The sequence below is a fragment of the Sphingobacterium sp. SG20118 genome (genome assembly GCF_044740685.1).
GTDB lineage: Bacteria > Bacteroidota > Bacteroidia > Sphingobacteriales > Sphingobacteriaceae > Sphingobacterium.
In genome coordinates, this window is the sequence record NZ_CP172826.1 from 3,197,128 (window position 1) to 3,218,098 (window position 20,971).

Below are 20,971 nucleotides of genomic sequence, written 5' to 3' on the forward strand. Positions count from 1 at the left end.
CAGCATATCATTCCAAATGCCCAATACCTTTCCTTAAGCAGAAAACAAAAAAGCATCCCAATAAATTTGGGATGCTTTTTCATATGCTATTGATAGCAGTCTACACTTTTGGATATACATAACCATTATGATAAGCTGCAGCTAAATATTGGTTAGCCTCTTTGTCCGTAAATTGTCTTTTATTCTTATCCCAATATAATTTCTCCCCAGCTCTATATGCAATATTTCCCATTTGGGCTAAAATAGCAATATGTGACCCTGCTTCAACAGGAGCACGCAATATCTCCTTATTTTTAGTCAGGATAGCTTCCACAAAATTATCCATGTGACGTTCAAGTCCATTGTCCTTAGCTTTTTGAAAAGGAACAGCAGCCATCCGATCGCCTTCTGCCAACACTTCCCATCCATCCCTATTCAGCACTAATGTTCCGTTATTTCCAATGAACGCCACACCATGTCCCTTTTGATAAGGTCCCAAATCAATACCTATTGTATGCTCCCATTGGACATTGAAGCCATCGAACTCGTACAAAGTGGTCAGTGTATCGGGTGTTTCTTCTGCGTCGTCTGGATAAGCAAATTTTCCACCAGCAGCCATCACCGAACGAGGATCCGATACTTTCATACCAATCAGTGCAAAATCCAACATATGCACTCCCCAGTCTGTCATCAACCCTCCAGCATAATCCCAAAACCAACGAAAATTGAAATGAAAACGATTAGCATTAAAAGGTCTTTTGGCCGCAGGTCCCAACCACTTATCATAGTGAACTCCCGCTGGAATAGCAGTATCAGGCACAATCGGTATATCTTGCTTCCAACCAATATACGCCCAGACTTTAACCGTTCTTATCTTTCCTAAATTACCAGCATGCAAAAATTTCATCGCATCTTGAAAGTGTTGCTGACTACGTTGCCATTGTCCAACCTGAACAATCGCATTATGTTTCTGAGCAACAGCCACCATCAATTCGCATTCTTTAATTGAATTACCAATCGGTTTTTCGACATATACATGTTTTCCTGCTTCAACAGCAGCAACCATCATTAGGCAATGCCAATGATCAGGAGTACCAATGATTACCGCATCAACTTGACGATCTGCCAACAATTCTTTATAATCAATATAGGTTTTAACAGATATGCTACGTTTCTTTAATTCATCGACACGCTTTGTTAATACATGCTCATCAACATCACAAAGAGCTGTGCAGATTACATTTTGATTTTTCAGTATAGCCATCAGGTTTGACCACCCCATCCCATTTACGCCAATGACGCCAACACGAATTTTTTGTGTGTTTCCAAAAACGCCATGACGATTAAATAATAGCGCCGAAGCAGCTAAAAAGCTAGAGGTCTTTATAAATTTCTGTCTATTCATAATATTGTTTACAAGAGTTAGCTTATCATATCAAGAAGGACAAGCATCATAATCCACCCCTAAGCTCTGTGGCATTACAGATGTGATTCAACTTACGCTTCGATTTTTATATTGATGTTATCACTAACAAAAAAGAAATGATTTTTAGGTCAAAGTTTAGTTTATATACGAATATATAAAAAAAAGACACTTCTTCAAAGTGAACATTATTCACACACACTTATCTGTAAAATATAATATAATTGTTACGCATAGATACTGTTTAAAATCCGAGTATTTGCTTGATTAAGACATTACACCAGATATACACAGTTTAAAGTAGCAATATAATTTACTGTATAAATAAATTCAGAATTTTTCAATCAAACAAAGCTTACTTTGTTATTTTTACACTATTTTTGAAGAAAAATAGTGACCATTCTTATTTTAATATGGAATTAATTTACAAAGGCAAAACAAAAGATGTCTATAGCCTAGGACAACATCAAGTATTACTAAAGTTTAAAGACGACGTTACTGGCGAAGACGGAGTATTCGATCCAGGAGCAAACACGGTTGGACTCACCATTGATGGTGCAGGGAAATCGGGTTTAAAAATGACTAAGTTCTTCTTTGAACGCTTAAGCAAACTCGGTATCGCCACCCACTATGTATCTGCTGATTTGGATGAGGTGAGTATGGTAGTTAAAGAAGCCGCCCCATTTGGAAAAGGTTTAGAGGTTATCTGTAGATACCGTGCCGTAGGAAGTTTCTTGAGAAGATACGCTGCATATTGCCAAGAAGGCGATGCATTAGATGCATTTGTTGAAGTAACGATTAAGGATGACGAAAGAGGTGACCCTACGATTTCAGATGATGCATTGGAAATGTTAGGTATTTTACCAAAAGCAGATTATCAAGAATTAAAATCGCTAACTAAAAAAATCTGTGACATTATTAAAACAGAATTAGCGAAAAAAGATTTGGAACTATACGATATTAAATTAGAGTTCGGAAGAGACAAAGCTACAGGAGATTTACTATTGATCGATGAAATTTCAGGTGGTAATATGCGTGTTTATAAAAATGGAACGTACATTGCACCTTTAGATTTAGAAAAAGATTTTCTAGGCGTTTAATTCAGCTACAATATCGAAGTAACACCTAAAGAATATACTTATAACACACGAAACGCGTTGTTTTGCCATGAGCAAAGTAGCGCGTTTCGTGTGTTATACGGTAATAGATTAATTCTTGTACATAAAGCTTAGATATTGCCTTTCTAATAAAAATTAAAAACTCATCTAAAACACTATATTTTCACAAAAACCTTCGCTTTATATAGTGCTAATAGCATTAGAAATACAAGCGTAAAATTACCTATTGTTAAAATCAACTCTTGATATTGAGGTAGCATACTCTCCAAACCATAAGTCAGGGAATGCACCACTGATCTAAAGTTGAGCATTTCTCCCAAAAAATAAGCAACAATGGAATTCATACCATAAATCTTAAGCCATTGAAAAGGTTTGACTATTTTCTTTAAATCGATGATATAGTAAAATAACCCCATCAGCAGAAAACAAATTCCACCAGAGAAAAGTGTCATACTACTCGTCCATATCCTTTTTATAATCGGCATTTGTATACTCCACAATAATCCCAGTCCGATACAAATCACGCCTAACAATACTAACTGACGAAACACCCGTTCTGGAATAACCTTTACCCCATCTTTCATCAGCTTTCCGGCCAGACAACCCATCATAACAGTGACTGAAAAAGTTAAACTACTCCACAACCATGTATAGTTATAATACTGAGAGAAAACCACTTGCCCATCTCCCCAATATGCCCCATCCATAAATCTACCCAACAGCATTCGGTCCAATCGGATTGCAAAATTATCCTGTTCCGAAAAATTGCCATCCAACATAAATGGTACTGCATATACAACCAGTAAGAAAATTGCCATCATAACGATTTTCCGGATGCCTAGATTAAAGTATAGGACAGCTGTCACCGCATAACCCATGGCGATTGCTTGTAATGTATTGGAATACAATTTAAATTGCTGCCAATCCCAAGACAAAAGATTTCCTTGCATGACCATTCCCAATAACCATAAAATCAAGAACCGTCTTAAAATATGGCGGTAAATCGGTCCTCCTGCGCCCCCTTTCTTATTATCCAATGAAAAAGGGATTGTTACACCAGTCATAAACAAAAACAGGGGCATAATCAGGTCCCACAACCGGAAACCAGCCCATATTTCATGATCAAATTGATACAAAAAGCCATGATAAAACTCATTATCCCAGACCTGGCCGATTGCGACCAATATAGGTTGCAAACCAACAAGTAAAAATAGATCAAACCCGCGGAGTATATCCAACGATTCTAATCGATATGATTTATTAGGTACGCTATTCATTTAGGTTATTTAAAAGATGTAGTAAAAAATCAACGAAGCGATAGCTGTTTAATTGGTCATTTTAATAGTCAAGCATAAAACTGCATTTCAAAAATATAACTAAATTTAGAAAAACAAAACTATTACCTGGTTTTACTATCTAAAGCGGTATGATTCAAAAGGAAAAGTAACTTTCAACTTAGCTCCCTTCCAAGCTTTCAAAAAAACAGAAACACTTTTAGTTACTAGCTTTTCAGCTATAAAAATGAGGAAACTCAATTATATTAACTTGGTCTTCCAATCTTATTAAAAAAGCGCTTAAAACGACATGCTGTTTCAAGCGCTTTTAATTAAAAAATATTAATGATTATAATTATCTACATAGTTAGTGATGACGCAAAAACAGACAGTTGATTTAAACTTCACATGCTACAACCTTATCACTAAAGTCCTATTGAAATTCCTAAATTAACAACACGTTGATTTTGATAGGCATCACCTGCGGTGTTGGATGTCACTTCAGGATCTTGTTGATAAAGTGAATAATTTGTCCACGTAAACAAATTATAACCGCTCAAATAGATACGCGCATTATTCATCTTGAAAGGCAACCAGCGCTCCGGCAACTGATATCCAAATTCCAAGGATTTCAACCGTAGATATGTCGCATCTATCAACCAAAAATCAGACATATAAGACGATGGGCTATTGATTGTTGTCGGATTAGTTGTCAAGCGTGGAAACTTTGCAGTAGCCCTTGTCTCCGGTGTCCAACGTTGCTGATGTATCGGCTGAAACTGACTTTGAAAAGGCTCTATGCCTGCACCTTGCACACTAAAACTATAACCCGTAGTACCTTGAAGCAAAGCACTAAAGCTAAACCCACGATAGCTACCTCCCAAAGTTAAACCAAAGCTTGTATTCGGAATATTCGGCTTCCCAATTGCAGTTTCTATCATAATCATCGATCAGTCCATCCCCATTTAAGTCTTTGTATCGCAAATCACCTGGACGCACCTCATAAGCACCAGCAGGTTTAGGACTCGCCTCCACGTTATCCTCCGTATAAAAACCATCGGACAAATACCCAAAAGGCTGATTAACCTGATGCCCAGTCACCTGCAACCACGGAAAGGCCGGCATAGGCTCGTCCTGAAACAACACTTTGTTTTTGAAATAAGTCAATACCCCTTTCAAATTATAATTGAATTCACCAATATGATCATTATAGTTCAATTCAAACTCAACACCTTTATTTCGTACGCGCGCGATATTAGTCGGTGAAACCCCTACCCCAATATGCAAAGGCAATGATTGTGAACTCACCAGCTGATCATAACGGATATTATTAAAATAATCCAGTACCAAAGAAAATTTATTTTTGAACACACTGACATCTAATCCAACATCAAAAGATTTTTGCTTTTCCCAAGTCACATTACTATTTCCTAAATTTCCCTCATAGATTGTCCCTACAGGTTGATGCGTTTCGCCGAAAGAATAACCCCCGCCTTCATTGTACACCTGTTGGTATAGATAGCGATCACCTGCTACTTTATCCGAGCCAACGATTCCATAAGAGGCACGCAGTTTGAATAGGTCGACAAAAGCAAAGTTATCTTGAAAGAACCCTTCCTTAGCGAGATTATAGCCTGCTGAAATTGCAGGAAACACACCATAGCGTTTATCAGATTTAAAACGATCAGAGCCATTGTAAGCTACGGTCATATCCACCAGATATTTCTCTTGATAATCATATCCTGTACGGAAGGTAAACCCTTGAAAATTCTGAGGAATCCAATTGATCATCTTATCTCCTTTTGTCTTGTAAGACTCTCTATTATATAACAATAAAGTATTGATATGGTGATCGCCAAACGCACGAGTATAGTTCAAATTTGCTTGTACATTCACTCGGCTATTGTAATCCCCCTGATAGGCGCGCAAAGTGTAGTTATCCAAGACATAAGGCGCTCCACCTTTTAACTGATAAGCGTCGGATTCAGGAAAGTACTTGTACACCGGGATTTGATCACGGCTCTGTTCGCGACCATTCGATTCGATACTAGCATAGGCAATGCGAGTGGACAAAGACAGGCCTTTAGTAATCGCATTGAGCTCCTGAGTTCCACCAAACAGGATATTGATATCATTCCGGCGATTCAAGCTATAACCAGAGGTTGCCAAACGTGCATTGATCGTTGGCAGCAGTTCCTGTGTATCGCTTGCATAAGCGTATGAACCATTCGGATTGAGGAATGGTGCAGACCACGGACGTATCTTATTGAAACTGAATATTTCGCCAACGATATTTCCCGCACGCGGATTATTTATATTATTGAAATTGGCTCTAAAATCCAATCGTAATTTTAAGCTCTTTGTAGCCTGTACATCCAGATTAGACCGAAGATTAAAGCGACGATAATAGTAATTGTTATTGACCTTGTCTCCTTCGTTCTCAAAATTATGAAGATTACCATCTTGGGAGAAAGCTCCACCAGAAATAAAATACTTAATACTTTCGCTACCACCAGAGATATCGACATTACTATTATACTGTAGACTTCTTGGCTTAAATATTTTACTATACCAGTTTATATCAGGATGTCCATAAGGATCATCCCCAGTACGAAAATGTTCCAGTGAACTGGCGCTAAACGGTTGATAGGTATTGTCTCCAACCGTATTGGCAATTGCTTCATTCCAGAGCAGCGCGCTCTCATGGGCATTCAAAAAATCCAATTTGCTCACCGGGCTTTGCATACCGGATTCCAATCGAACATTGATTTTGGGTTTTCCAGACATTCCACGTCGCGTCTTAACGACCAATACCCCATTCGCACCCTTGATTCCAAAAACAGCAGTCGTAGAAGCATCCTTTAAAATAGAAATGCTTTCGATTTCATTCATATTAATCTGAGATAGCTGCTCATAGGTGTACTCGATATCATCAACGATAATCAGAGGCTGATTACCATCTGGATTGAGCGAACTGACACCGCGAATATAAAAATCGGAAGCATCACGTCCAGGTTGTCCCGAACGTTGCACAGAAACAAAACCTGGCAATCGGCCAGAAAGTGCATTCTGCACACTCGAAGTTGGCACCTGTCTTATTTCGGCCCCTTTTATGGAACTCACAGCACCCGTGCTCGTGAGCTTTTTTGTGGTACCGTAACCAACAACTACCACTTCGTTGATATCCTGACTATTAGATTGCAAAATAATTTCCAAATGCTCTCCATCTTTGACTTTCCGTTCCTGTGTCGCATAACCTATGCTACGGAATACAAGTGTTTTACTTCCTTTCAGGGACAGACTGAAACGCCCATTTTGATTCGACTGAGCCTGATTATTGCCCCCTTTCTCTAAAATGGTCACCCCTTCCAAGGGACCGGCCGTATTCTTGATCAGACCAGAGACCACAGCCTGCGCCAAACTAAGGAATGGCGTACTAAATATGATTAGTAATAGATATTTACCTTTTTTCATGCGTATGTTCGCTAATAGAAATTAATTGGATTACCAACCTGGATTTTGCACCATCATCGGATTTTTAATCACTTCGTTAAATGGTATCGGTGCTAAGTACATTTTCTTCTCAAAATTCATCTTCAGCACTGGAACCATCTGGCGGATCTGACCAGTGCCAGTCTGGTAGATGACCGCTGCATGCAACTCCTTATTGAAGACTGCCTCTCCGATTTTCCATCGTCTTACATCGTAGAAGCGTTGTTCTTCAAAAGCCATTTCTTTACGTCGTTCATCTTGGATTACAGCACGCATCTCATCCTTATTCATTCCTAAAGACAGCTGGAAAGGATTTATTCCCGCACGTTTCCGAATTTCTTCGACAGCCTGATAGACCAAGGCATCAGGAACGGTCAACCGTTCATTCCGAGCTTCAGCATAGTTCAACAGCGTTTCAGAATAGCGAAAGAGAATATGGTCGTGGTTTACGTTACTATAGTTTGTCGATGTTTCAAAATCCCCCATAAACTTGCGCACATAATAACCCGTTTTAGTCTGCTGGATAGTTCCCCCTGGCTTATCGGCTCCACCTTCAAAAGTTTGTACTGAACGGTTTAACCACATTGTACCATTATAAAAAATCGTTGCGTAGAACCGGGAATCCCTTCCTGAATACGGATCTTCGGCATCATATCCCGAATTCGGATCATTAATCGGAAAACCATTGGCCATACCATAGGCATCCACAAGTTCCTGGGTAGCACTTGTTCTGCCATTGTTGATTCCCACAGAATACCCTACTGGACCATTATTATTCTCCACACTGGTGTTGTTGTCACCTTGTTTGGAAAATATCCGTTCCATATTTCGGGTGGTAAACACCTTTTTAAACTCAGGTTCCAACTTGTAAACCCCCATGTCCATAATAGCTTTAGCTGCATTTTCAGCAGCCTGCCAACGGTTTATGGAGAAATCCATGTACCCTGTTAATTCATTTCCAGGCTCGATATTGCCTCCATTAAACAAAGGACTAGCCGCATACAAGAGCACCCTGGATTTCAAGGCCAGCGCCGCAGCCGTTGTAGGTCTCCCAAAAAACTGCAAGTTCATCGGATCTATACGTAGACTATCCTTTATTTGGTCACATTCCTGAACAATATAAGTCACACATTCTTGGAAGCTATTCCTTGGCTGCTCCATATCATCATTCAGCTGATAGACTTTATCACCCAATAAGGGAACTCCGCCATAGCGCTTGACCAACTCAAAGTAAAACATGGCCCTTAAAAAACGGGCTTCAGCCTTCCAAACCCGATTAAAAGGAGTACCATTTTCCAATTTCCCTTTCAATGGAACATAATCGATATTATTGATAAAGACCGTCGCTCGACGAATCCCTTGATAGTTAGAAGACCACTGATCATCTTGGTAGCTATCGGAAGTATAAGTACCTGTAGCCAGTTGCTGCACAGAAGTATTCGTCGGGTTTGAAGATACCGCATCATCAGTAGCTGCATCCAGATAATCACCCCCTACACGATTGCCTAAGCTGGGCAAAAAGCGATAACAATCCGCTAAGAATCGGTTCGCATTTACTCCGGCAGAATCCCGCTTATCAAACACTTGATCAAGCGTCTGTAACTCAATAGGCTCTGTTTCAAGATCACTCTTACAGGAAAAAGTAAGCACAACTATTCCCAATAAGCCAAACCATTTTAGATTTATATAGTTCATCATTATTTGTGTCTAAAGTTTATAATTTGATATGCACACCAAAATTGATAACACGCTGTGCAGGATAGGCACCATTGGCATTGATCTCTGGGTCCAATCTACTGTAAGATGTGGATGTAAACAGATTTTGGACATTCGTAAAAAAACGCAACGAGGATACGTTGATGCTTCGCGTGATATGAAACGGCAACGTATAACCCAATTCTATATTCCGAATCCGTAAATAGGAACCTGAACGTGTCCAATAACTTGAATTATTCAGATAAGGTGTATTCGTCGGATCTGAACCGATGCTCAAACGCGGATAAGTTGCCGATTCGGCCGTTTCCGGTGTCCAACGCCCCAGTAGAAAATCGTACCCCTGTGCATCACCATTAGCACCAAAAGCATAATCTGTTTGCTGATAACTACGATTTGTCACCCCTTGTAAGAGTACACTGAAATCAAAACCGGTATAATTAAAGCCCATTGTTGCACCATAATAAAAGATGGGATTAGTATTACCTATAGCAGTTTGATCATAAATATTGATCAGACCATCTCCATTCAAATCCACCAGACGTACATCTCCAGGCTGTACGGGATCCCCGCCCAATCTCGGAGCTTTATCAGCTTCCTCCTGGCTTCGGATCAAACCATCGGCTAAATAACCAAAAGTCTGTCCGACAGGCTTACCCGTACGGCGGTTTCCAATCATACTTTTGAAACACCTCATTCATATAACGTACCTCAGTCCGCATGCGAGAAGCATTTGCCGTAATGAAATAATTAAAATTATTCAAGCGATCTTGATAGGTCAAACTTAACTCTTGACCCGTATACAAGTTCTTACCGATATTCTCGGTCGGATATCCGATACCGATCAATTCGATGTCCGAACCACGCTTTTGCAACAGGTCAAAATAATGATCTCGGAAATATTCTGCCGATAACTTAAACTTACCTTTCCATAGAGATGCATCTAGGCCGAGATTAAATTTATCACCCTTTTCCCAGGTTGCATCGATATTGGCTAAGCCTTTCTCCACCAAGCTGTTTACATAAGCATACTCGGATCCAAAATTATAACCATTGTTACCGTCCTGACCATAAGAAGCCCGCCAGCTGTAATAGCCCAAAGCTCCCTCATTGGTATTTCCCGTACGACCAAAGGTAGCGCGCAGTTTCAACTGATCCAGCCAGTTTTCTTGTTGCTCCAGAAAACCCTCCTGCGCTAGATCCCAGCCTAATCCTGCAGCATAGAACAGTCCATAACGGCTACCCGGCTGAAAACGGTTGAATCCCGAGTAGTTCATCGCGAGTTCTGCAAAGTATTTTTTCTTGTATGCATAGTTTCCTGTCGCGGCTATATTGGTATAAATGGCTGGTAGATCAAATTGATAATTAGAATTTTGCCGATCAAAGAAAATCTTTCCACCCACAGTATGATCTCCATTAATCTGGCGATCATACCCCAATGCACCTTGGAAGTAGAAAAAATTAGCGGTAGATGTAGTAGCAAAAGAATTGGGTTGGTCGGCAATCGTACCGTAGCGCACGTACACCAATTCACCCTGATCATTGTAGCGTGCATCATAGACGGGTTGCTTCCGATTCCGATCAATAAAGCTCGAAGAGGTCGCCGACACATTGACTTTCCCTTTAGCGTACAAACCTGGAAGCCACTTATCAAGCTTATAGTTAAGATCTAAGTTGGCCAAAAGATCACGGGTATTGTCCAATAAATAACCCGATCCGGTTACCTGTTGATAGAGGTTGGTCCGGTAAACCGAAGATCCACCATATGTACCGTCATCATTAAATATCGGGTAGGCATTATTCGGCGTATTGTATAAAGTCTGCAAGATATTCTGGGTTCCCGCACCCGGCTGACGGCCATCCTGAATACGTCCAAAAAGCTGTAAACCAATGGTGAAATCACTAGTCACATCCACATCAATAGCACTATTAATCAGATACCGGCCTTGACCCAAATTCGTATCATAATCAAATTCATCCGAAGATTTAAACATACCATCTTGGCGTAAATAACTTAAAGAAAGTGCATAACGTGCATTTTTCACCCCACCGTTTACCCCTAAATTGTATTTACTCATCGGATTACTCCCCCCTAGTACCGCATCATACCAGTTTACATTTGGATAAAGCAAAGGCGAACTACCGTTGTTAAATGCATCAAAATCTTCTTGTCCATAGACTGGCTGCCGACCACTGTTCAAAAGTGCTTCATTATAGAGATAGGCGTATTGTGCTGCATGTAAAGGTTTCGGTTGTTTCAAAGGATTCTGTACACCATGTTGTGCCGAAAATGAAATCCGAGGCGGTCCTACTTTTCCTTTTTTAGTGGTTATCTGCAACACCCCCCTTGAGCTCCGCTGCCCCAACAATATCGCCGATAAGGCATCCTTAGCGACCGTTACGGATTCAATGCTTTCCGGATCAATAGCATAGATTTCCCGCTGTACTCCATCAATAATGGTTACCGGATTTTGTCCACGCAACTGAAAAAACAGTTCAGTATTATCACTAATACTGGAGCTGTACTTGGTCGCATCGGTCGGTAAAGATCCCGCTAAATCCAAGGAAGTGATAGCGGCTGTCCGAGCATTCCTAAAACCATTGGTTTCCTGCGTATAAAACCCTGGCAACCGTCCAGTCAAAGCATTCAAATACAACGATGTGGGTGTACTTTTTAATTGACTATTGTATACAACAGCCACGGAACCGAGCAAACTACTTTTTTCCCGTTTATCATACAGCACATTGACCAGAGGTTCCTCAGCCAAGTAATTAGGTATTAAAGAAACCACACCAGCTACTGTAGCTTGAATCCTTTTGGTATAATAACCTGGATGAGAAATCAAAATTTCCATTTCCACATCTGTCACAGCGATTTGGGTACGCCCTTCTTCATCAGTACTACCGAGCAATTGCTGTTGGATTGAATAGATTTTGACCCCTTCCAGAGGTTTACCATATTCATCCAGCACCCTGATGGGTTCTTTTTTCTGATATTTATATAGCATTGGCTTATTCCCTATTATCGGGAAAGCTGCTGCTGGGACAATAACGCCACCTGAACAAAGCAGGAGAATCGTTATTGCATTTATTTTCATGGAACAATTCAACATTTTCAAGATTTTTAGGTTCTTATTGGATCAATTGCTATCGATGGTTAGTCGCAGCGGAACGTATATTTGAAAGGTTTATCCGTATTACCATAGCCTACTATTTTAGAACCCGTCGCATCGGTATAGTAGTATTCCAAATAGGCAATATACGACCCCTTGTTGAGGTTAAAGTATCCCCTTGGCCATAAGTCCACTAGAAATTTTTTACCTCCTGTAGGCTTCAATTGGGTACGTTCTGTTTTTTCATTGACCTCCCCAATCAACTTTCCTACTTCATCAAAGGCCTTCACCTGAAGGTAAACCTGTTGTACCCCATCCAATACGGTACTGGTCACACCGCCGTCAAAAGTTAACGTGATGATATCATTGTCCAAACTCTTGACTGGCTGTACCGTACCCAATTGCGGGTTGATAAAATCAACCAAATCGCCTTCACCATCAGTTACCTCAAATGCATCCGAAAAAGCAAATTTTTTATAATCAGTATCTTCAGGACGTAAATTTTCAATCGAAGAACCGACATAAAACCCCAGACTGACCAACATATTTTCTGTGCCAACAAGGCAGGAAACTTTAACATCAAAATCAATATCTTCATTATTGACAAAAGTATATGACTGTGTACTTCTATAAACAATCCACTCAAAGTCATCAATCAAGTTGGGCCCAATACCAAACATTTTTTTAGCCGCTTGATGCCAATTAAGTCCCGAAACAGGTTCAATCTCAGCATCTGGAATCATTCGCAGGGTACCATTTCCTTTAGGACTAGTGAAAGTCAGAACTGCATTCTTACGTGCATTCCAGCCTTTAGGCACCATGATACCTGCCAACAACTGAGTTGTATAATTATTACCGTCGCCCCCAATCCGCGGCTCAGCTCCACTATGCATCGTAAAGGAAACCTGCTGGCCAGCTTTAGCTTGCTTGGGAACTGTTACTGTCAAGGACTTAAGACCACACTGAACTAACAAAAGGGTTAACAACATGACAACAACCATAAGAGGATGGATCAATTTTTGGAGTAAACTTTTCATAGGTTTCAATTTTCGCGTTCAAAATTAAATTGATAGATATTACTGGAACAACCAAGACTAAAAGTAAGACTGAGCTGTCTTTCTCCCGCAATAACCGGAAACTGAAACTTGAGTGCGATATCCTTTTTCTCATCTTCAGGTGTTAAGATTAAGCTAAAAGGATATTGGGGATCATTAAAAACATACTTACCCGGAACATCCACAATAAAAGGAAGCTGATCGGCTAGTGTATAGGTACCATCGGACTTAAAATTAATCTTAAAATTTGCAAGATCCATACGCTTTCCTAAATCTTCACCATTGCGGGTCAGCTGAACCACTTTCCAACTACCACTGATATCTTTCACGGATTCATCGGTTACAATTTTAGCCATCTCATCCTTACAAGATGAAAAAGTCATGACGCTTAGTGCCGTCAAGACCAATGGCATTAATATTTTGATATTCATCATTCAGTTTTGCTAATAACCAGGGTTTTGTAATAAGTCGATAGATTTTGCCACTTCAGACTGTGGTATTGGCCAGAGGTACATGCGTTTATCAAAGACACGCTTACGTACATTGATAGTCATGTATTGGGTATCGCCTGCAGTCCGCACCGGCTCGGTACCATGCAATTGACGGTTCTCCATATTTTCAGCAATTTTCCAACGGCGTACATCAAAGAAACGATGACCTTCAAAAGCCAGTTCTTTTTGTCTTTCATTCCATATGATCTTCCGCATTTCTTGCTGGGACAACCCTGGAGTTAGAGTATAAGGAGACAGTCCGGCTCTTTTGCGGATATCTTCCACAGCCTGATAAACTTTTTCATCTGGTATACCCAAGTATTCATTTCGCGCCTCAGCATAGTTCAATAAGATTTCGGCATAGCGAATGATTGGCATACAACGTGGAGTAACCGTATTGAACCAATCGGCAGCAACATCGCGATTAATCATTTTGTAGGTATAGTAACCCGTTGGTGTACCTTTATATACCGCATCCTGACCAGAAACTACATGATTAGGGTTCGTTTTATCGATATAAATGTTGACCGGTCTTTTAGCCAGACCATCACGATGAAAAACCAAAGATTGATCACGGGTGATGGTATTGCCAAATCGGGGATCTCGGTCTTTATAAGGCTGTTTTGGATCGTATCCAGAATTAGGATCATCTATAGATAGTCCATTTTTCATACCGAAAGCATTAGCGGTTTCGAGATACGGATACGCTCCTGGATTGGATACGCCGAATGTTGGCGGGTTCCAGATTCCTTCCAGATCCCGATTGGTATTTTGCATACGGGCTAATAGGTATTCTGAGTTTTTACGCAATTGGAAAACTTGATAAAAACCATAACCAGCCTCACTATTATCTCCTTGATGTAAAGCATACATACCAGATTCCATCACCTGTTCTGCCGCTTTTTCCGCACGTTCCCAACGGCTTTTATCTTGATCTGGATAAGCTACAACAGCTTGTAAAGGTCCCTCAGAAACTAGTCCCTGACCATTAAATAGCGGACTGGCTGCATAAAGAAGCAATCTGGATTTTAAGCCAAAGCAGGCCGCTTTATTGATCCTGCCATAATTTTCTCCGTTATGGCTCCACGGAAGATCATCTGCTGCAGCATCACATTCCTGCACGATATAATCGATGCATTCCGCATAAGTATTCCGTGTAGACGGGATAACACTGTCGGCTTGATAAACACTATCCCCCAACAGTGGAATACCTCCATAATGCTCCAACAACATAAAGTAATAGTAGGCCCGCAGAAAACGTGTTTCGGCTTTCGTCCGTACTTTTATATTGTCCCCAAACTTAGCGTTTGGCAGATTTTTGAGCATAATATTAGCTCGGCGGATATTGGTATAACTGGTCGTCCAAGCATCTTTGGTAATCATATTGGAATTAACCGTTCCGGTTGCAAACTGAATAAATGTATTGACGCTCCCTAACCCAGCGCCTTCGGCTTCATCGGTACTCGCATCCAAACCGCCTCCCCCAAAGCGTTTCGGCCAGGTGGCAAAACCGATTTCGCTATAAATACCCGATAAAAAATTAATAGTATAGGCACTATCGGAAAATACGACCTGCTCATTCAATTCTGATGATTGGGTCTGATCCAGGAAACCCTGTTTATTACAGGCCAAAAAAATAGGTATAGCAATAGCTACATAAATAAAAAATCTCTTATTCATAATTAGATCTATAAATAGGTATCCCAATGGTTTACTTCGGTATAATTGGTTTTATTCAAATCAATTGGAACACACAAAAATGAAAATGGTTATGTACATCATTAGACAGCTACCATCAAATCAGACTGTACCCGTCGTCCCATCTTTTATGGTCCACCATAATGGTGACGGCACATACTCATGCGATGTGTCGTCAGCTTCTTTATTTTGCTTATCATTACTTTTCTTTTAATTGACTCAGTGAAAATGGTTTAGACTCTTGCGTGACTCCTCTATTATAGTTTGGCGCATCTCCCATTTCGAAGTTCAATTCGCCGCCTTCAGAGATATCCTTGTAAGTAATAAAATTCTTATCATAGATAACTCCGTTCAGACGTGCAGTTTGTATATATACATTCTTAGCATTGTTTTGCTTAGCGTTGATTACAAAACGTTTACCATTTTCCAATGTAATAGTCGCTTTCTGAAAGACAGGACTTCCGATAACATATTGATCGGTACCTGGACATACACTATAGATGCCTAATGCACTAAGGACATACCAAGAAGACATCTGACCTTGATCTTCATCCCCTGGATATCCTCTTTCAGTTGCATTGTACAATTGAGAAGTTACCATACGTACTTGTTTTTGCGATTTCCAAGGCTGTCCACTAAAATTATATAGATAAGATACGTGCTGTGTCGGCTGATTGCCATGCGCATATTGTCCCATCTTGGCCAGTAACATTTCCCGCATTTCATGGATTTCCTGTTTATAGGAGCCATATTTTATCGTCTGTTCCATAGTAAAGAAAGAATCGAGCTTGGCGTTGAAGCGCTTCTCATCACCGACAAGATTAATCAATCCATTGATGTCGTGGAGTACAGACCAGGTATATTGCCAGGCGTTTGCTTCTGTAAAAGCTCCTCCCCATTCAACGGGATCAAAATTTGGTATCCAGTCACCATTAGGCAAGCGTCCACTAACAAAATTTACAGCTGGGTCAAAAACATTTCTGTAGTTGTACATTTGACGGGCATAAACATTTTTATAAAATTCATTACCGGTCAGATCGGCCAATTGGTAAGCACAAAAATCATCATATGCATACTCTAATGTTTTAGCCGTACTTTCATGGTTATCTTCACTATACGGGATATAGCCTTTTGTGAAATAATCTTCCCATCCCTGGCGACCATTGGATCCACCCCAAAACCCTTTGTTCGTTACTTCATGATAATAAGCATTCAAGGCACTGTCTGGATCAAAAGTACGAATACCCTTTACCCATGCATCTGCCAGCAAAGAAATGGCATGGTTACCAATCATCACTCCTGACATCCCTGGATTGGACCAAGTCGGAAAAAAACCGGCCTGTTGCTGCGCTGTCAGCAAAGATTGCATATAGCGCCCCTGCATTTCTGGATGCAAGATATTGCTCAAAGGAAACTGAGCCCTAAAAGTATCCCAAAAGCCATTATCAGTATACATATAACCTTGATGTATCTTGCCATCGTAAGGACTAAAATAATATGGTTTCCCTTGTTCATCTACCTCGTAAAACTTTCGCGAAAAGAGATTTGCACGGAATAGGCAGGAGTAAAAAGTTGCCTTTTCCGCTTCTGTACCACCCTCCACCAACACTCTATTCAACAATGAATTCCAAGTTTCAAAAGCCTTCTTTTTAGTCACTTCAAAATTCTTATTACCAGCCAATTCAAGTTCAAAATTACGTTCTGCCTGCGCTGCGCTAATATAGGAAGATGCAATTTTTACCTCCACATTTGTCCCTTGCTTAAACTCCAGATAAGCACCGACACCTTTTCCTACGGCATGGTTATTTCCTCCTTCGGTACTGTTATCGGTATTTTCCCAAGTGCCATAAGCCTTAAAATCCTGATCAAAAACGAGTACGAAATAGTTCCTGAAATTCTCGGGTACGAAACGACCATTGTTGACATAACCGACGATTTTGCGTTCCTCTGGGATAATCGTTACTTCACTATCCTTGATAAAACCATCAAGTATCAGATAGGCATTTTCCTTTTTAGGAAAACTAAACCGCATATGTCCACCTCGCTCTACAGGACTGACCTCTGCCTGAATACCATTATCAAACTTGACCGCATAATAATTAGGCTTAGCCACTTCATGATCATGACTAAAGGACAGGGCACGCGCTTCCTCCTCTACTTGTAGCTTACCCATTCCAGGCATCAGCGAAAAGACCGCATAGTCTCCCATCCAAGGGCTGCATTGGTGTACCTGTTGAAAGCCACGGATGGTATTAGCCTTGTACTGATATTTCCAACCGTCTCCATTCTTACCTGTTTGTGCGGAGAAAAAGTGTACGCCAAAAGGCAAACCTACTGTCGGATAGGTGTTCCCATAAGAGAGGGACCACTCCGAATCTGTACCCTGCAAAGTATTGACATACTTAACCAGATCTGTCTGTTGCGCATAACTTGGGGTCAACCCTAAGAATAGAACTGCAAAATAAAATATAATATTTCTTTTCATTTGATGATTTGTGTTTCTATAAAACATACTTTTATTATTTGCCCAATTGTAACATCGTCTGTTCCGCCTGACCGTATTGTTTCCATAACAATGACGCATGTTTCTAACTGCACCGGCTTCAGATCATCAAGACTGATGATCTTTTCTTCACCTGGCAATAAAGTGAAATAATTGTCCGAGAAGAGCACCGGTAAAATACGTTCACCCGTATGACTATCCTGCAAGCGAAGACGATTTCCAAAAGCTACTGTAGTCCCTGCATTCTTGATCCGCACTTTTGAACTTTCCCCCACAGTCAGTTCAAGAAGCTCAAAAGTCAATTGTGCAGGCGGCAAAGCATTCAGATCGGTATAATCCAGATCCTTCTCTCCATTTCTCCAATAAAAATTCTCAGACAGCACCATACCTAGGCTATCCTTAAGCTGTAATTTTATAAAATGTAAGGGCGATAATTCGATATGTTGTTTCTCCTTTCCAAAAACTTCAATTTCGAAAATAGAGAATCCATAATCTGATGCGCGCTTGGTTGCCAAAACTTTTACATAGCGGGCTTTTACGCCATTTAAAGCGATGTCTTCCGTCCCGCCTTTCGCATTTTCATTTTGATGAACAGTTTTCCAGTTCTTCGCATCATGAGATACTTGCAGCATATATTTACTCGCATAGGCCTGCTCCCATTTGATCCTTACGGTCTCCAGTTTTTGTGATTTTTCCAAATCCACATAAATCCATTCTTGATCCGTAGAATTGCTCTCCCATCGGCTAGCACTCGCCCCATCAGTTACAAAACTGGATTTTCCGTTACCTTGCTCAGAAGAAGCATAAGCCGGTTTTTCAAAAGCCAAATTTCCCTGATTAAATTTCAGTCGGAAAGCTTCTTTTCGATTGCTGGCAGGCAAATCCAATTTAGCCGTTGCAGTATACATCGGCAATTCTTTACCTGCTATATTGTAGACCTGCGCAGTGACATAAGCGCCATGCAGATCCTTAGCCGTAGTATTGATTGCTTTAACGCTGTTGTTTGATGCATTCCACTGAATATGTAAAGGTTCACAGGCTTGCTTTGCACCCCAGTATGCACCTGTCGCATCGTAATAATAATCATAGGTCTGCCATACAAAAGATGGATATGCCGACTGACTCATCCAAATCAACATACCGGTAGCATCGTCCCACATTTTATCATTCCAGGCTTCATACATACCCTTCATCACTTCCAGATTCAGGTACTGTGCCTTTTCACAAAATGCTTCCAGATTATTGGATTCCCCAAATTGAGTATTGACGGCTTGTTTATATTTGATTGGACTCGCATTGGAAGCTTCTTTTCCAAAATAATGCTTGTTCCATACATTGTCTTCTTCCTTTTCCAATTGTTCATCTGTCGGCAAGGGCCAGAGTTTATCGGCAGGAATAAATTCCTTCACACTCTCGTAATTGGGAAAGGTTGCTGTACCGATTTCCGTCCGCAGGCCATAACCACGATCCGATCCGTAAGGATAAGCTGGATCATTCCAGGCTAGGTTACTCCCAGAGCTTTCGAAATGATGTTTAGGAGGTTGATTGCCCCACCAACCACTTCCCGAAAGTCCGTCCTGATTAGAACTGGACTTATACATACGATCGTTATGATCTTCCAAAGCCACAATTGATCGCAGGTAGTTATCTAGTTCCGGTTTTGGATGCGTTTCATTCGCCCCACACCACAATGCTATACTTGGGTGATTACGCAATCTTTTAACTTTATCCAGCGCATTAGCCTTAAAATCATCATCATTAGCGACATCATTGTAGGCTACATACAGCCAGAAATCATCCCATACCATGATACCGTAACGATCACAATAGGTATAAAACTCGTCGTCAGTAACCGTTCCTGTCCACAGACGGATCATGTTGTAGTTCATATCCTTGTGGAGCTTAATTTTCTTTTCGTACTCTTCACCATGACAGCGCAGCAAGTATTCGCTCATCCCCCAGTTGCCACCTTTCAGAAAAATCTTTTGCCCATTAATCAAAAAAGTAAGCACTGGCCAACCCGCCTTGTTAGCTACATATTGATATTCATACTTACGGATTCCGAAACTGATTTCCTTTTGATCCGAAAGCTGTCCATCGCTGGTCGTGGATAAAGTACACGTGTACAAATGAGGTTCGCCATATCCATTTGGCCACCATAGTTTTGGTTTACGGAGTATGAATTCTTTGACTTCAGTACGACTCAGGTACACTTTTGTACTGCTATTAGCATCAATTTTAACTTTTTTGTTAAAACGAATATTTCCAGGTTGAATCACACCGGAAAGCATTACCTCCTTCGCTTGATCTCCACTATTTTTCAGCTCAGTAGATAAAAATAGGTAAGCAATATCGTTAGACTCCAGTTCAGACCGTACCCAGGGATCTTCCATGGTTACATCACCGGTTGTATTCAATGATACATGACCGGTGATACCTGCCAATCGACCAGGGACATAAGGCATCCAATCCCAACTAGCAGCAGATAGATAAGTTGGGCTAGCCACTATCCCAAAAGGATCTTTGGCATGTCGGGTTTTCTTTTGATCAGCATCAGTGATCAGCACTGCTACCGCATTTTCTTCCCCTAACTTAACCAGATGGCTGATTTCGTATTTCGTTCGTAACATATGACCCGAAACATCTTTCGTCGAGCCAGCAGTTCCTGATAGTTTGACACCATTGACATAAAAATCAGCATAGCGGTTGGTATTGTCAAACTTCAACCAAAGCCTTTCTCCCGATTTGTAGTTGGCCGGCAATTTAAAATTTGTTCGATACCAAAAAGGACGGTTGTAGTACGTTTCATCGACTTGATGGATGTGGTCGCCAAAGTTAGGATCAGGTACAAGGCCTGCTTCTACATAAGCCGTGAAAACGACGCCCGGCACAACACCTTTTACCGCTTTCTCCATCTTAAAATCCGGACGAGATATTTCCTGTCCAGTATACGGCAATTCCGCTTGCGGTTTCACTTGCCAGACGATATCTGGATTGTCGCTATTTAGCGATATTTTCTTCAGTTGTCCCATACAATATAGATTTATCAACATCAGGTTTAGTAATAACAGCGTTACTCTTCTCATAGTTTTTTTAAGCAAGTTTGACGTCT

The 20,971-nt window shown here is 40.7% G+C and carries 13 protein-coding genes; 1 reads left to right on the forward strand and 12 read right to left on the reverse strand.

Annotated elements, in window-relative coordinates:
* Positions 1–100 precede the first annotated feature (100 nt).
* The gene (locus tag ACFX5U_RS14865) at positions 101–1,384 is read right to left on the reverse strand and encodes a Gfo/Idh/MocA family oxidoreductase (protein WP_280566341.1); all 1,284 of its coding nucleotides are present in this window, start codon (positions 1,382–1,384) and stop codon (positions 101–103) included.
* A 431-nt stretch (positions 1,385–1,815) separates the two neighbouring features.
* Here ACFX5U_RS14865 and ACFX5U_RS14870 point away from each other — a divergent pair, with 431 nt between their 5' ends.
* Positions 1,816–2,502, forward strand: coding sequence for a phosphoribosylaminoimidazolesuccinocarboxamide synthase (locus ACFX5U_RS14870; RefSeq protein WP_038699622.1), 687 nt, complete (start codon positions 1,816–1,818; stop codon positions 2,500–2,502).
* Between the two features lie 173 nt (positions 2,503–2,675).
* On the opposite strand, the gene ACFX5U_RS14875 is transcribed toward ACFX5U_RS14870, so the two are convergent.
* The 11 genes from ACFX5U_RS14875 to ACFX5U_RS14925 form a co-directional block, all read right to left on the reverse strand.
* Positions 2,676–3,797 (reverse strand): acyltransferase family protein, encoded by a 1,122-nt coding sequence (locus ACFX5U_RS14875; RefSeq protein WP_400261220.1) that lies wholly within the window; start codon positions 3,795–3,797, stop codon positions 2,676–2,678.
* 422 nt (positions 3,798–4,219) lie between these two features.
* Entirely contained in the window at positions 4,220–4,735 is a 516-nt protein-coding gene (locus tag ACFX5U_RS14880) for a hypothetical protein (RefSeq protein WP_400261221.1), read from the reverse strand.
* Positions 4,668–7,268, reverse strand: coding sequence for a SusC/RagA family TonB-linked outer membrane protein (locus ACFX5U_RS14885; protein WP_400261222.1), 2,601 nt, complete (start codon positions 7,266–7,268; stop codon positions 4,668–4,670). The genes ACFX5U_RS14880 and ACFX5U_RS14885 overlap by 68 nt, the downstream gene beginning before the upstream one ends.
* A gap of 30 nt (positions 7,269–7,298) precedes the next feature.
* Positions 7,299–8,984, reverse strand: a complete 1,686-nt coding sequence (locus tag ACFX5U_RS14890; protein WP_400261223.1) for a RagB/SusD family nutrient uptake outer membrane protein — start codon at positions 8,982–8,984, stop codon at positions 7,299–7,301.
* Positions 8,985–9,000: 16 nt separating this feature from the next.
* Positions 9,001–9,678: a hypothetical protein gene (locus tag ACFX5U_RS14895; RefSeq protein WP_400261224.1), complete on the reverse strand. Its 678-nt coding sequence runs from the start codon at positions 9,676–9,678 to the stop codon at positions 9,001–9,003.
* Positions 9,653–12,097, reverse strand: coding sequence for a SusC/RagA family TonB-linked outer membrane protein (locus ACFX5U_RS14900; RefSeq protein ID WP_400261225.1), 2,445 nt, complete (start codon positions 12,095–12,097; stop codon positions 9,653–9,655). The genes ACFX5U_RS14895 and ACFX5U_RS14900 overlap by 26 nt, the downstream gene beginning before the upstream one ends.
* 59 nt (positions 12,098–12,156) lie before the next feature.
* The gene (locus ACFX5U_RS14905; protein ID WP_400261226.1) at positions 12,157–13,149 is read right to left on the reverse strand and encodes a DUF4961 domain-containing protein; all 993 of its coding nucleotides are present in this window, start codon (positions 13,147–13,149) and stop codon (positions 12,157–12,159) included.
* Positions 13,150–13,154: 5 nt separating this feature from the next.
* Positions 13,155–13,601: a DUF5004 domain-containing protein gene (locus tag ACFX5U_RS14910; protein WP_038699632.1), complete on the reverse strand. Its 447-nt coding sequence runs from the start codon at positions 13,599–13,601 to the stop codon at positions 13,155–13,157.
* Positions 13,602–13,610: 9 nt separating this feature from the next.
* Positions 13,611–15,338, reverse strand: a complete 1,728-nt coding sequence (locus ACFX5U_RS14915; protein ID WP_400261227.1) for a RagB/SusD family nutrient uptake outer membrane protein — start codon at positions 15,336–15,338, stop codon at positions 13,611–13,613.
* Between the two features lie 217 nt (positions 15,339–15,555).
* Entirely contained in the window at positions 15,556–17,841 is a 2,286-nt protein-coding gene (locus tag ACFX5U_RS14920) for a GH92 family glycosyl hydrolase (protein ID WP_400261228.1), read from the reverse strand.
* A complete protein-coding gene (locus tag ACFX5U_RS14925) occupies positions 17,838–20,945 on the reverse strand; it encodes a discoidin domain-containing protein (protein WP_400261229.1) in 3,108 nt (1,035 codons plus the stop codon). Before ACFX5U_RS14925 ends, ACFX5U_RS14920 begins: the two co-directional genes overlap by 4 nt.
* Positions 20,946–20,971 lie beyond the last annotated feature (26 nt).